Here is a 13,133-nt window from a genome sequence, read left to right on the forward strand (position 1 = left end):
CCAAAGCTACGGGGCCGTCGCCTCGCCCCGTTCCGCCCGCAGTTCCCCGCGGGAGGTGCGGCCCCTGCGTATCGCTCGGGCCAGCAGGCCTGTCACGGCGGCGAGGCAGAGGCCGCCGTTGACGATCGGGACGATGACGTACCACGGCGTCTCCCAAGCCCCACCGGCGTCACCCAGGAACAGGACGCCCGCGACGGTCAGGGCGGCGCCGGCTATCAGCCGGCCGGGCTGGAACTCATGACGCAGCACGGCTCACCTCCACCTGGCCCACGCCGACCTCCAGGCTGAGGTGGAGTGTGGCCGCGCTCTTCGTGCCGGATGCCGGGGCGAGCGTCAACCGCTCGTGCTTGCCGGGTTCCACGTCCACGTCCTTCTGGCTGTCGCCCGGCAACCGGATGTCGCCGATCCCCGTCTCGATCTCCAGTTTCACCGTCGCGTCCCGCGGGACCACCACCTTGAGCCGGCCCACACCCACCTCCGCCCGGGTCGTCACAACCGTCCGGCCCTTGGCGAGCTCCAGACGGGTGAGGTCCAGTGTGCCGACGCCGGTGCCCAGGTCGTACTTCTCCTGGACGGCCGCCGTCGAGGCCGGTGCCCAGGTGGTGCGCGTCCAGTGCGTGCTGATGTCCTTCGGCAGGGCAGCCGACGCGGCGAGCAGACCGGCCGTGAGTATCGCGAGGAAGATCGAGCCCGCGCCCGTACGCCCCAGGAGCGAGCTGAGCGCGATACCCGTGCCGAACACGACGAGCGCACCCGCGAGGCCCATCTGCAGGCTGGCGCCGAGCGCATGGTCGTGCCAGGTCAGGCCGGTGCCGAGAGCGCCCGCGAGCAGGGCGAACAGGAACACCCAGCCGCCGATCCAGCGCGGCCCTCGCGGCCCGGGCTGCCGCTCGGTCCGTATCCGCTCGCTGTACGAGGAGCCGCGGGCGATGTTGACCGCCGCCGCGATGTCACGGTCGCGGACCTCGCTCGGGCCCCACAGATAGCCCGTGCCGCCCACGTGCGTGCCGTCCTTGACGATGGGGTCGCGCCACCAGGAGGGGTAGGAGTCGGGCACGGGTGGTGCCGTGGCCTCCGGCGGGGCGTCGGCGACTGCATGCGCGGCGAGCGGGTCGGGGTCGGGGGCGCCGCGCTGCCGTGACCAGTACCCCGCGCCCGCGAGGAGCAGGGACACGATGGTGGCGAAGGTCAGCACCCCACCGTTCCTGAGCATCGACAGGAAGACCCCGCAGCCCACCAGGGCGAAGAGGATCGCGGCCAGGCCCTGGCCGTCGACGCGGCCTGTCAGCAGCTTGCGGATCTCGTTCTCCTCCTCGTCCTCGTACGGGACGAAGAGCCAGACGAAACCGTAGAAGATCAGCCCGAGGCCGCCCGTCGCGGAGAGCACCGCGAGCACGACCCGGAAGATCACCGGGTCCATGTCGCACTGCCGCCCCAGACCGGCGCAGACGCCCGCCAGCATCCTGTGCCGCCGGTCGCGCCGGAACCGGCCGGGGCCTTCGGCCACGGCCGCGCCGTCCCGCGCGGCCTCGTCCTCGTGCGCGCGCGGTTCCTCTCCTGCGGCGGGCGCGGTGCGGCCGGGCGTGGGCACGCCGTCGCGTGGACCCGAGTCCCGTCCGCCGGCGTCCGCCGCCGCGGCCTCCCGCGGCCCGCCGCCCGACGGGCGGGCACCCCGGCCGGAGCCGGGGATCCGTCCCGCTGCCGCGTGCTGCTGATCTGTCATGCGTCCATGGTCCCTGCCGGGGCCGCCCGGTGGCAGTCGGGACGACCCTGGCCGAACCCTGAAATCTGCCCCTGACGGCTGCCGGGGGGAGTGTTCGATCACCGCCGATCCGAAGATCAGGGGAGTCTAGGGGGTCGACCCTGATGCCACGCTGGGCCGGTCGTGTGACGATCGATGGCATGCCGGACGCCGCAACAGTGCCCCTCGCCGACCCGCGGCCGCCGCGCAAGCTCTACCGCAGCAGCGACGGACGCTGGCTCGGGGGCGTGGCGCGGGGGCTCGCCGGGCATCTCGGCCTGCCCGTGATCTGGGTGCGCCTCGTCTTCGTCGGCCTGATGATGGCGGACGGCCTGGGCGCGCTGCTGTACGCCGCGTTCTGGTTCTTCGTTCCGCTCGGCGTCGGCGGTGTGGACGACCGGCGCCCCTCGTCCCTGGTCGGCACCGAGACCTCGCCCGACGGCCGCCGCAGACTGGTGGCCCGCAAGCCCGACCGAGGCCAGATCGTCGCCCTGCTCCTCATGGTCGTCGTGGCCCTGACCTTCGTGGGCAGCGTGAACCTCGGCAGCGGGGCCAAGGCGTATCTCATCCCGGCCGTCCTCGTCGCGGCGGGCGTCGCCCTGGTCTGGCGCCAGGCGGACAACGCACGCCGGGCCCGCTGGATGGAGGTCGGCAGCCGTCGGCGCACCCTCACCCTGCTGCGCGCCGCGGCCGGTGTCCTGCTGGTCACCGCGGGCGTCTCCGCCATCTTCGTGCTGCAGGGCTCCGCGGCCCACCTCGGCTCGATCCTGCAGGCGGCGCTCGCGGTCCTCGTCGGCATAGCGCTGCTCGCCGGACCGTATCTCGTCCGGATGAGCCAGGACCTGTCCGAGGAGCGTCTGATGCGCATCCGCGCCCAGGAGCGCGCGGAGGTCGCCGCCCATGTCCACGACTCGGTCCTGCACACCCTGACCCTGATCCAGCGCAACGCGGAGAACGCGGGCGAGGTGCGCCGCCTCGCCCGCGCCCAGGAGCGCGACCTGCGCGCGTGGCTCTACAAACCGGAAGGCACCGGCAAGGACGAGGACGAGGAGCCCGACACCCTCGCGGAGGCGGTCCGGCGCAACGCGGCGGAGGTGGAGGACAAGCACGGCGTTCCCATAGAGGTCGTCATCGTCGGCGACTGCCCCCTCGACGAGCGGACGGTCGCACAGATGCAGGCCGCGCGCGAAGCGATGGTGAACGCCGCCAAGTACGGTGGCGAGGGCGGCGCCGTCCAGGTCTACGCCGAGGTCGAGGGCAGGTCGGTCTTCGTGTCCGTCCGCGACCGCGGCCCCGGCTTCGACCTCGACGCGATACCCGCCGACCGCATGGGTGTCAGAGAATCGATCATCGGCCGCATGGAGCGCAACGGCGGCACGGCACGGCTGCGCGCGGTTCCGGACGGCGGCACGGAGGTCGAACTGGAGATGGAGAGGGCGGAGAAGACGTCATGAGCGACGCGAACGAGCCGGTCGGCCCGGCGGAGCCGGAGCGCACGAGCGGGGGCGCGGGGGAGCGGCGCGTGCGGGTCGTGCTCGTCGACGACCACCGCATGTTCCGTACGGGCGTCCAGGCCGAGATCGGGCAGACCGAGCGGACCGGCGTCGAGGTCGTCGGCGAGGCCGCGGACGTCGACCAGGCGGTGAGCGTCATCACCGCGACCCGTCCCGAGGTCGTCCTCCTCGACGTCCATCTGCCCGGCGGCGGGGGAGTCGAAGTGCTGCGCCGTTGCGCCCCGTTGATGGCCGACGTGGAGCAGCCCGTCCGTTTCCTCGCCCTGTCCGTCTCGGACGCGGCGGAGGACGTCATCGGGGTCATCCGCGGCGGCGCCCGCGGCTATGTCACCAAGACGATCACCGGCTCGGACCTCGTCGACTCCGTCTTCCGCGTGCAGGACGGCGACGCGGTGTTCTCGCCGCGCCTGGCCGGCTTCGTCCTCGACGCCTTCGCCTCGACCGACGCCCCGCCCGTGGACGAGGACCTCGACCGTCTCACCCAGCGCGAGCGCGAGGTACTGCGCCTCATCGCCCGCGGCTATGCGTACAAGGAGATCGCCAAGCAGCTGTTCATCTCGGTGAAGACGGTCGAGTCCCATGTCTCGGCGGTCCTGCGAAAGCTCCAGCTGTCGAACCGTCATGAACTGACGCGCTGGGCGACCGCCCGCCGCCTGGTCTGACAGGCCCTCACCGGGTCCGCCTCACGTCACCCGGGTGGCCCCGGCGAACGGCATCTCGTCGATCGGCGCAAGGCGTACCGGCGCCGACGGGTTCGGCGCGTGGATCATCTGGCCGTGCCCCACATAGATCCCCACATGGCTGATTCCGGAGTAGAAGAACACCAGGTCACCGGGGAGCAGTTCGGAGAGCGGGACACGCTGTCCCGCGCCGATCTGGGCGTATGTGGTGCGCGGCAGCGAAATGCCCGCCGAGCGGTACGCGGCCTGCACCAGCCCCGAGCAGTCGAAGGCGTCGGGGCCGGTGGCGCCCCATACGTAGGGGCTGCCGAGCTTGCCGTACGCGTACGCCAGCGCGGCCGCCACCCGCGCGTTGGGCGCCTCCGCGGTCGCCGTCGAGGCCGATACCGGCCCCAGGTTCCGCAGCGCCGACCGCGACGCCCGTACGGCGCTCCCGTCCCCGGCGAACTGCGCCCGCTGCCCCTCCGACAGCCGGGACAGCAGCTGCCGCGCCTCGCCCAGCTTTCCGGTGATCGTCCGCTTCTCCCGGCGCAGCTCGGCCTGCCGCGACTTCAGGGAGGCCAGTTCCACGCGCGCCGCCCCGCGCAGCTGCTCGATCTCCCGCAGTTGTTTCCGTACGTCCGCCACGGCCGTCGCCTGCCGGCTGCCGACCCGCTCGGCCAACGAGGCGCCGTCGAGGTACCGCCTGGGATCCGGGGAGAGCAGGAGCTGCACCGAGGGGTCGATGCCCCCGCTGCGGTACTGCGCCGCCGCGGTGGAACCCAGCGCGTCCCGTGCCGCGTCGAGCCGGTCCGTCCGGCGCGCTGCCTCGTCGCGCAGCGCGTTCAGCCGCTCCTCGGTCCGGTCGGCCTCCTCTTTGGCTCCGTTGTACTTCTCGGTCGCGGCCTCCGCCTCCTGGTACAGCTTGTCGACCCTGGCCTTGACCTGTGCCGGTGAAAGCTGCGGGTCGGCGTGTCCCGTTCCGTCGAAGCCGGCCGCGGACGCCGCTCCCGCGAGTGCGATCGTGGCGGCCGTCCGGGCCGTGTTCCCGCCGAGTGAACGCTGTCTGGGCTTGCGGTGCGCTGCCACCTGGGACGTCACGTCCTTTCGTACGACCGCCGGGCCATGGGCGGTTGTCACGCGTCCGGCGGCGGCGCGCACAGGGGGAGCGGGGCCGCCGCCGGACCTTCTCGGCGGTGGTGTCCGACTGCCGCCCCTGGCCCGGGCGGCGGTGGGGAGCCGGTCACCTGGTGGAGGACGCTAAACCTCGTCGTGATGGCTCGGTGACGCAATGTACGGAACTGGCGTGACCGGACTGGCAGTGACCGTATGTGACCCTGATCCCGGTCCGGGGTCGCCGACTTCACGCTCTGCCATGACCGATGCGGCGGTTCCGGGACATGTGGGGCGACGGAGTGCTATGGGGGTGCATATATGCGGGGCCCCGGGAGGTCCGTGAGGGCGCTGTCACAAGGCGTCACAAGCGGTGGGCCGGTGTCGGGAGGCATGCGGGCCCCTCATTAGGCTCCGGCCCATGGACGTACTCATCCATCTCTTCGTCGGCCTGCACATCATCGGTATCGCCGCGCTCCTGGGCGGCTTCCTCACCCAGATGAAGGCGATGGGCCAGGGCACCGCCCGTTTCGTGCCGGGGATGCTGCACGGCGCGCTGACCATGCTGGTCACGGGTGTCGCCCTCGTCGGCCTCAACCAGGCCGACGACCACTCGGTCAACACGATCAAGATCGGGGTCAAGCTGGCCCTGCTGATCGTGATTCTCGGCCTGGTCTACGTGAAGCGCGACGAGGAGACGGTCGAGAAGCCCCTCTTCGGCCTCGTCGGCGCGCTGACCATCGCGAACATCTTCATCGCGGTGCTCTGGACCTGACGGTTCCCAGGGCGGGCCGGGCGGCTCCCGCGAGGACCGCGCACCAGGCGGCCACCGCGATCCACAGCAGCACCCGCCCGGGGCCGCGCAGCCAGGGGACCCCGAGGGCGGTGGCGACGGACAGTGCCGCCGCCGACGTCATCCCCAGGGGGTAGACCGTCGCCCAGCGCCGTACGTCGTAGCGGGGCCGCGGCCACCGCAGCTCGGCCGCCGCCAGCACGCAGACGCAGGCGGAAGCGAGGACGAGGAGGCCGATGGTGGCGGTCCGCAGGACGCCGTTGTCGTCGTCGTTCCAGAGGTAGAGGCCACTGTGCGCGGCGGCGAGGAGCCTCGCCCCGGCCAGCGCGGAGATGGCGAGCCCGCCGACCGCGATCCACTGGTCGCCCGCGCCGGTCGCCACCTGCCGGGGGCCGAAGCAGCACAGCCCGGCCAGGTAGAACACCAGCCCGAACCAGAAGAACACCAGCGCCAGGTGCGCGAGCCACGCCACCCCCACGGCCGCGGCGAGCACCGCCCCCAGCACCGCGATTCCCTCCATCGCCACGCACCCGAGGAACACAGTCCCGGGCATACCGCGCCGCCAGCGCCGTACGACCGGATAGACCAGCCCCAGCCAGAGCGCGACAGCCAGTGCGAGGAGCGCCTCGGCGAGCGGCTGCCACCCCAGGTCGGACAACCGCGTGCCCAGCACGGTCGTCGCCGCGACCGCGGTGAGCGAGTCCGGGGAGCGCGCCTCGGCCGCCCACCGCTCGCGCTCCCGCAGCAGCCGTACGGCGAAGTCCGCGGCGAACCCCAGCCAGCAGACGCCCGCCAGGGCCAGGGCGATACGGGAGAGGATCTCGTACCCGGTCAGATGCAGCCCGACCGACAGGACGCCGGTCGCCAGAACGGCGGCACCGGCGGCGGGCGGACGCTGCGCCCACCAGGTGCGGAGCGCGGAGGTGCCTGACATGGGCCCGATGCTAGGGACGCGCGGGCGGGTTGCGTACGGGCCACGCGCGCGGGGAGCCCGAAAACAACCCCACGCGCGCGTGCCGCGCGAAAACGGGACCCATGGCCTCAGGCCGGGGAGCTATCGCCTCAGGCCGGTCGGACCACGCTGTGGATGATCGACGCGCCGCCGTAGTAGATCGACTCCTCGCGGACGTACGCGCCCGGCTTCGGAGCGTGGATCATCATGCCGTTGCCGATGTAGACGCCGACGTGGCTGATGTCGTCGTAGAAGAAGATCAGGTCACCGGGCTGTGCGTCGGCGAGCGAGACCGTCGTGCCGGCGTTGACCTGGTCGTACGTGGTGCGCGGCAGCGTCACCCCGGCGGACTTCCAGGCGGCCTGGGTCAGGCCCGAGCAGTCGTACGAATCGGGCCCGGTGGCGCCCCAGACATACGGCTTGCCGATCTGCGCGCGGGCGAACGCGAGTGCCTTGGCGGCCTTCGTCGCGTAGGAGGAGTCCGTGGTGGAGGAGCCGGTGGTGGAGGAGCCGGTGGAGGAGCCCGACGAGCCGGTCGTGGTGGACGAGGACGCCTGCTGCTCGGCGGCCTGCTGCTGGGCCTGGGCCGCCTGCTGCCGCGCCAGCTCCTCCGCCTGGCGCCGGGCCTCCTCCTGCTTCTTCTTCTCGATCGCGGCGAGCCGCGCCTTCTCCTGAGCGGTCAGCTCGGACAGCAGCTGTCGCGCGGTGGCGAGCTTCTGCTGGACGTCCGCCTTGGTGGACCGGAGCGTCTTCTGCGACTCGGTGAGCGTCTGCAGGCTCTGGGTGGCCTCCCGCCGCTTCTTCATCGTCGCGGCCTGCTCGGTGATGTACTGGTCGACCGCTTCCTTCTGGCGGCCGGTCAGCCGGTTCATCAGGTGGCTCTGGTCGAAGTAGTCCTGGGGCGAGTCGGCGAGCAGGAAGGTGGCCGTGCCAGGCGCCGCGGCCCCGGTGCGGTACTGCGCCGCGGCAAAGGAACCCAGCTCTTCCCGCGCCTCGTTGAGCTTCTGCGTCCGCTTGGCGACGTCGTCGAGAAGCGTGTCGATCTGCTTACGCTGCTTGGTCGTCTTCTCCTTGGCCGCGTTGTACTTGTCGGTGGCGGACTCGGCCTGGCGGTAGAGATCGTCGACCTTCTTCTCGACCTCTTCGATGCTCGGCTTGTCGTCGGCGGAGGGCGAGGCGTTGGCGGTCTGGGAGAGCAGGGCCACAGAGGTGAGGGCCGCCGTCGCGAGGGCGGGGGTGCGTATGCCTGCTATGCGCGTGCCGGAGGGACGCGGCTTGCGGTGCGGCGCCATGAGAGGCGACTCCTTCCGTACTCCGCCTACCGAGTTAGCTGTCGGGTTCGGGCGGGTGGTTCCGGAAGGTGTGCCCTACGGCCGTGCCGCACAGGGCGGTTGGCCGATTCACCCCAAGGTCGGTGGGTCCCCGGCTCCGGCTGCCGTGGGCGCACCGGACTCGGCGGAGGCCGCGCGGCCCGGCGACGTTCGCCGGTTAGGGTCGTGCGGCCCGCCGGGCACGCTAGCCAACTAGCGTGGCCCGTGTGAAGGTTGGTGTGCGATATGCCCGATACATTTTCGTGACCTTGACCCGGGGTGCTGCTTGTCGTGGTCAATGCGGCAAGATCTGAGGTGACTTGTTCGGGTTGGCGCGGCTCCCATGCGCTTTGTCGGTTTCGCGCCCATTGTGGACCGGTAGGCCGACGTCTCGGTCCCGTCGACGTCTCGGCCCGGTCGGTGTCTCGCTCCGGTCGGTGTCTCGCTCCGGCCGGTGTCCCGGTTCCGCCGGTGTCCCGTGTTCGATTGATCGCCGACCGCGACGGGGCTGTTCCGGAGAGTGGGAGAATGTCGCGTGGTCGGATCTGGAAGATTCTCGGCTTCCAGAGGCCATTTCCGGCCTTCGGGCCGGAATGTTCTCGGGGCGGCCGCGGCCTGTCGGTGGGGCGCCCTAGACTCGGAGAGCGATGAGCAGCCTCTTTGACGACAGCTTCCTGGCGAACCTCCAGGCCCCGCGGGCCTCCGAGGAGGAGCCCCCGCCGCCGCCCGAGGACGATCACGTTCCGGAGTCGATTCCGGACGATCTGTTCGGCGGGAAGTTCGACGTACCGCCGGACCGGGACGCGTACTACCGCGACGGCGCGCCTCGCCCTGCCATCGACCCGGCGGCGCTGCTGGAGGGGCTGAACGAGAACCAGCGCGCGGCCGTCGTGCACGCCGGCTCTCCCTTGCTCATCGTGGCCGGTGCCGGTTCCGGCAAGACCCGCGTACTCACCCATCGCATCGCGCATCTGCTGGCCGAGCGCGGTGTGCACCCCGGGCAGATCCTCGCGATCACCTTCACCAACAAGGCCGCGGGCGAGATGAAGGAGCGCGTCGAGCACCTCGTCGGCCCGCGCGCCAACGCGATGTGGGTGATGACCTTCCACAGCGCGTGCGTCCGCATCCTGCGCCGGGAGAGCAAGAAGCTCGGCTTCACATCCTCCTTCTCGATCTACGACGCCGCCGACAGCAAGCGGCTGATGGCCCTGGTCTGTCGCGACCTGGACCTCGACCCCAAGCGCTTCCCGCCCAAGTCCTTCAGCGCCAAGATCTCCAACCTGAAGAACGAGCTTATCGACGAGGAGGACTTCGCCGCCCAGGCCGCCGACGGCTTCGAGAAGACCCTCGCCCAGGCGTACGCGCTGTACCAGTCGCGGCTGCGCGAGGCGAACGCCCTCGACTTCGACGACCTGATCATGACGACGGTCAACCTGCTGCGCGCCTTCCCGGACGTCGCCGAGCACTACCGCCGCCGCTTCCGTCATGTACTCGTCGACGAGTACCAGGACACGAACCACGCCCAGTACGCCCTCGTACGGGAACTCGTCGGCACCTCCGAACACCCCGTGGACGTGCCGCCCGGTGAGCACGAGCTCCAGCCGGCCGAGCTCTGCGTGGTCGGTGACGCCGACCAGTCGATCTACGCCTTCCGTGGCGCGACCATCCGCAACATCCTCCAGTTCGAGGAGGACTACCCGGACGCGACGACGATCCTCCTGGAGCAGAACTACCGCTCCACGCAGACGATCCTGAGCGCCGCCAACGCGGTCATCGAGCGCAACGAGTCGCGCCGCCCCAAGAACCTGTGGACCAACGCGGGCGCGGGCGCGCGGATCACCGGCTATGTCGCCGACAACGAGCACGACGAGGCGCAGTTCGTCGCCGACGAGATAGACCGCCTCACCGACAAGGGCGAGGCCAAGGCCGGCGACGTCGCCGTCTTCTACCGCACGAACGCCCAGTCCCGTGTCTTCGAAGAGATCTTCATCCGCGTCGGCCTGCCCTACAAGGTCGTCGGCGGCGTCCGCTTCTACGAGCGCAAGGAGGTCCGGGACGTCCTCGCCTACCTGCGGGTGCTGGCGAACCCGGAGGACTCCGTGCCGCTGCGGCGGATCCTGAACGTGCCGAAGCGGGGCATTGGTGAGCGTGCCGAGGCCATGATCGACGCCCTTTCCCAGCGGGAGAAGATCAGCTTCGCGCAGGCGCTGCGCCGCGTGGACGAGGCGTACGGCATGGCGGCCCGCTCGACGAACGCGGTCAAGCGGTTCAACGTGCTGATGGAGGAACTGCGGACGATCGTGGAGTCGGGCGCGGGACCGGCCACGGTCCTGGAGGCCATCCTCGAACGCACCGGCTACCTGGCCGAGTTGCAGGCCTCGACAGACCCCCAGGACGAGACCCGCATCGAGAACCTCCAGGAACTCGCCGCCGTGGCACTGGAGTTCGAACAGGAGCGCGGGGAAGGCGAGGCCGGCACGCTGGCCGACTTCCTGGAGCAGGTCGCCCTGGTCGCCGACTCCGACCAGATCCCGGACGAGGAGGAGGGCGGGGGCGTCATCACGCTGATGACGCTGCACACCGCCAAGGGTCTGGAGTTCCCGGTGGTCTTCCTGACCGGCATGGAGGACGGCGTCTTCCCCCACATGCGCGCGCTCGGGCAGACCAAGGAACTGGAGGAGGAGCGCCGCCTGGCGTACGTGGGCATCACACGCGCGCGGGAGCGGTTGTACCTCACCCGGTCGGCCATGCGCAGCGCCTGGGGCCAGCCTTCGTACAACCCGCCCTCACGCTTCCTGGAGGAGATTCCGGGCCAGCACGTCGAGTGGAAGCGGACGGGCGCGTCCTCTGCTCCCGTGTCGTCGGGGCCGGTCTCGGGCGTGGCGGCCTCGCTGTCCTCGTCCCGGTCGCGGTCCTCGGCCGCGGGCGCGTCCGGTTTCGCCACGCGCCGGGGCGGTGCGACGGAGAAGCCCGTGATCGCCCTGGCGATCGGCGACCGCGTCACGCACGACCAGTTCGGCCTGGGCACGGTGGTCGGCGTGACGGGAACGGGGGGGAACGCGGAGGCGACGATCGACTTCGGGGACACGAAGCCGAAGCGGCTGCTGCTGCGGTACGCGCCGGTGGAGAAGCTGTAGTTCACACGGCTGAGCCCCCGCCGAACGGCGGGGGCTCACCGAGGAGTTGATCAGGTCGGGTTCAGTCCGTGGCTCCGCAGCCACGGCAGCGGGTCTATCGGGGAGCCTCCGCTCGGCCGTACCTCGAAGTGCAGGTGCGGGCCGGTCGAGTTGCCCGAGTTACCGGAGTACGCGATCGGGTCGCCGGCCTTCACGGTCGTACCGGACGCGACCCGGTAGCTGGAGAGGTGGCAGTACCACGTCTCCGTTCCGTCCTTCGCGGTCACGATCATCATGTTCCCGTACGCGCTGTTCCACTGCGTACGGACCGTGCCGTCGGTCGCGGCCATCACCGTCGTCCCGTAGGAGACCGGGAAGTCGATGCCGGTGTGCACGGACATCCAGTTGACGCCGGCCTGGCCGAAGTAGGCGCTGAGCCCCCTCTGCATGACCGGCAGCGCGAACTTCGGGCGCAGCCGCTCCTTGCGGGCCGCCTCCTCCGCCGCCTTCCTCTTCTCGGCCGCTTGCTGGGCTTTGAGGTCGATACGTTCCTGCGTGCGGCTCGCCCGGTCCGCGAAGTCGTTCGCGCCCGCGGAGAGGCTTGCGAGCTGGGAGTCCAGCTTGTTGTTGGCCGCGGACGGCTTCACCGCGATCCCCTCGGGCGCGCTTGCCGTCGTGTCCTGGTTGTCGCTCTCGCCACCGCCCACGCCGACGGTCGCGGCGGCGATCCCGGCGACTCCCATCACGCACACCGACGGCACGGCGACCGTCAGCAGCGCGGAACGCTTCGCCGGGCTGCGGCGCCGGGACCGGTTCGCGGCGCGGGACGCGGCGCGCGGGGCCGGGACAGGGATGATCTCTTCCTGGTCGTCGAGCAGCGGTGCATCGCCGGACGTCTCGGAAGTGTCCTCCAGCTCCTCGTCCCCGGTGACGTTTTGCTCGTGGGGCAGCTGGTCGAAGGCTTCCGGCGTCTCGAAGTCCGTGGTGGCCTGCTGGTCGAAGGACCCGGCCTGCTCGAACGTGGCGGTGGCCTGCTGGTCGAACGCCTCCGGGACGATCTGTTCGAAGGTCGCCGTCGCCGCGGCCTGCGGGTCATGCGTCTCGTGCTCGGTGGTTCCGCCGGAGTTCCACTGCGTGGCGTCGTAGGCGCCCGTGTCGAAGGACTGCGTGCCCCATTCCCACTGCTGGGTCTGCTGCTGGGCGGGGTCGGCGGGCTGTCCGGCCTCCATCCAGGCGTGCGCGTCCCACTGGCCCGTGCCGTCGGGGGACCCGGCCTGCGCGGGGACACTGGCGAGCTGCTGATAACCGGCCGCCCAGGCGGTCGTGTCATAGGCGCCGGTGTCGAACGCGGCTTGGTGCTGGGCGGCGTACGGGTCGTAGTTCAGCGTCTGGTGCGTGCCCGTACTGAACGTCTGGTGGCTGCCGGTGGACCACTGGGTGGCGTCGTACGAACCGGTGCAGCCGTCGCCCTGGAGGTTGCCGAAAAGGGGGTCTGCCGCGAAGGTCCCGGTGGCCTGACCGCCGGTTCCGTAGGCGGACGCGACGGCGTCGGAGTACGTGGCGAACTCACCGTAATGGCCACCCCGCTGGCCGTACGACGCGTAGTGCGCCGAGGCGGCATCGGGGGCCGGAGCCGGGGTAGTTGCGGTCCCCGACGGGTGACGGTCGTTCACCAACTTCTCTTTCGCCTCGACAGCAGGGGCTGGCAGAGCAGTGCGGCGACTGTACCCGGCGGTACGCGGGCGCGACAATCTTCGGCTGGTTTCCCTCAGGCAGGAAACGGGCATACGGCCGTGTTTCGGCGGTCCACAGGCGTGGGCTTGGCTCTGTGTTCGATGAACGTTCGAAAGTGTGCGGGGGTTCGGGAGCTGTCGGGCGGCTGTATTGGAGGGCTGGGCCGAGCGGGTTGAGTGGATCGGGCGGACAGGGCGGACA

10 protein-coding genes and 1 riboswitch are annotated in these 13,133 nt (G+C 71.0%); of the genes, 4 read left to right on the top strand and 6 right to left on the bottom strand.

Annotated elements, in window-relative coordinates:
- Positions 1-6 precede the first annotated feature (6 nt).
- Both Q2K21_RS03935 and Q2K21_RS03940 read right to left on the bottom strand, forming a co-directional pair.
- Positions 7-249, bottom strand: coding sequence for a hypothetical protein (locus Q2K21_RS03935; RefSeq protein ID WP_310765378.1), 243 nt, complete (start codon positions 247-249; stop codon positions 7-9).
- On the bottom strand, positions 236-1,723 hold the full coding sequence (locus Q2K21_RS03940) for a PspC domain-containing protein (protein WP_310765380.1): 1,488 nt from the start codon (positions 1,721-1,723) through the stop codon (positions 236-238). The genes Q2K21_RS03935 and Q2K21_RS03940 overlap by 14 nt, the downstream gene beginning before the upstream one ends.
- Positions 1,724-1,866: 143 nt before the next feature.
- Between Q2K21_RS03940 and Q2K21_RS03945 the strand changes: the two genes are divergently transcribed.
- Both Q2K21_RS03945 and Q2K21_RS03950 read left to right on the top strand, forming a co-directional pair.
- The gene (locus tag Q2K21_RS03945) at positions 1,867-3,195 is read left to right on the top strand and encodes an ATP-binding protein (RefSeq protein ID WP_310765383.1); all 1,329 of its coding nucleotides are present in this window, start codon (positions 1,867-1,869) and stop codon (positions 3,193-3,195) included.
- On the top strand, positions 3,192-3,917 hold the full coding sequence (locus tag Q2K21_RS03950; RefSeq protein ID WP_310765386.1) for a response regulator transcription factor: 726 nt from the start codon (positions 3,192-3,194) through the stop codon (positions 3,915-3,917). The genes Q2K21_RS03945 and Q2K21_RS03950 overlap by 4 nt, the downstream gene beginning before the upstream one ends.
- A 21-nt stretch (positions 3,918-3,938) precedes the next feature.
- Here Q2K21_RS03950 and Q2K21_RS03955 read toward each other — a convergent pair whose 3' ends face one another.
- Positions 3,939-5,003 carry a C40 family peptidase gene (locus Q2K21_RS03955; protein ID WP_310765388.1) on the bottom strand — a complete coding sequence of 355 codons (1,065 nt, stop codon included), beginning with the start codon at positions 5,001-5,003 and terminating at the stop codon, positions 3,939-3,941.
- Between the two features lie 445 nt (positions 5,004-5,448).
- On the opposite strand from Q2K21_RS03955, the gene Q2K21_RS03960 reads away from it, so the two are divergent.
- Complete coding sequence (locus Q2K21_RS03960) at positions 5,449-5,802, top strand: hypothetical protein (protein WP_310765390.1); 354 nt, start codon at positions 5,449-5,451, stop codon at positions 5,800-5,802.
- Here the strand turns inward: Q2K21_RS03960 and Q2K21_RS03965 are convergent.
- Positions 5,780-6,754 (bottom strand): tellurite resistance/C4-dicarboxylate transporter family protein, encoded by a 975-nt coding sequence (locus Q2K21_RS03965; protein ID WP_310765392.1) that lies wholly within the window; start codon positions 6,752-6,754, stop codon positions 5,780-5,782. The two genes, Q2K21_RS03960 and Q2K21_RS03965, sit on opposite strands and share 23 nt — an antisense overlap.
- A 128-nt stretch (positions 6,755-6,882) precedes the next feature.
- Positions 6,883-8,064 carry a C40 family peptidase gene (locus Q2K21_RS03970; RefSeq protein WP_310765394.1) on the bottom strand — a complete coding sequence of 394 codons (1,182 nt, stop codon included), beginning with the start codon at positions 8,062-8,064 and terminating at the stop codon, positions 6,883-6,885.
- Positions 8,065-8,072: 8 nt separating this feature from the next.
- Positions 8,073-8,240, bottom strand: a riboswitch (cyclic di-AMP (ydaO/yuaA leader).
- A 489-nt stretch (positions 8,241-8,729) separates the two neighbouring features.
- On the opposite strand from Q2K21_RS03970, the gene pcrA reads away from it, so the two are divergent.
- A complete protein-coding gene (pcrA, locus tag Q2K21_RS03975) occupies positions 8,730-11,219 on the top strand; it encodes a DNA helicase PcrA (RefSeq protein ID WP_310765396.1) in 2,490 nt (829 codons plus the stop codon).
- Positions 11,220-11,269: 50 nt separating this feature from the next.
- On the opposite strand, the gene Q2K21_RS03980 is transcribed toward pcrA, so the two are convergent.
- Complete coding sequence (locus Q2K21_RS03980) at positions 11,270-12,871, bottom strand: M23 family metallopeptidase (protein ID WP_310765398.1); 1,602 nt, start codon at positions 12,869-12,871, stop codon at positions 11,270-11,272.
- Positions 12,872-13,133: the final 262 nt, after the last annotated feature.

Origin of the sequence: Streptomyces sp. CGMCC 4.7035 (assembly GCF_031583065.1) — a bacterium.
Classification (GTDB): domain Bacteria; phylum Actinomycetota; class Actinomycetes; order Streptomycetales; family Streptomycetaceae; genus Streptomyces; species Streptomyces yaanensis.

Excerpts from the sequence above, each read along its gene's own strand:
- Q2K21_RS03940 (WP_310765380.1), bottom strand. The coding sequence starts at position 1,723 with ATGACAGATCAGCAGCACGCGGCAGCGGGACGGATCCCCGGCTCCGGC.
- Q2K21_RS03945 (WP_310765383.1), top strand. The coding sequence starts at position 1,867 with ATGCCACGCTGGGCCGGTCGTGTGACGATCGATGGCATGCCGGACGCC.
- Q2K21_RS03950 (WP_310765386.1), top strand. The coding sequence starts at position 3,192 with ATGAGCGACGCGAACGAGCCGGTCGGCCCGGCGGAGCCGGAGCGCACG.
- Q2K21_RS03960 (WP_310765390.1), top strand. The coding sequence starts at position 5,449 with ATGGACGTACTCATCCATCTCTTCGTCGGCCTGCACATCATCGGTATC.
- Q2K21_RS03965 (WP_310765392.1), bottom strand. The coding sequence starts at position 6,754 with ATGTCAGGCACCTCCGCGCTCCGCACCTGGTGGGCGCAGCGTCCGCCC.
- Q2K21_RS03970 (WP_310765394.1), bottom strand. The coding sequence starts at position 8,064 with ATGGCGCCGCACCGCAAGCCGCGTCCCTCCGGCACGCGCATAGCAGGC.
- pcrA (WP_310765396.1), top strand. The coding sequence starts at position 8,730 with ATGAGCAGCCTCTTTGACGACAGCTTCCTGGCGAACCTCCAGGCCCCG.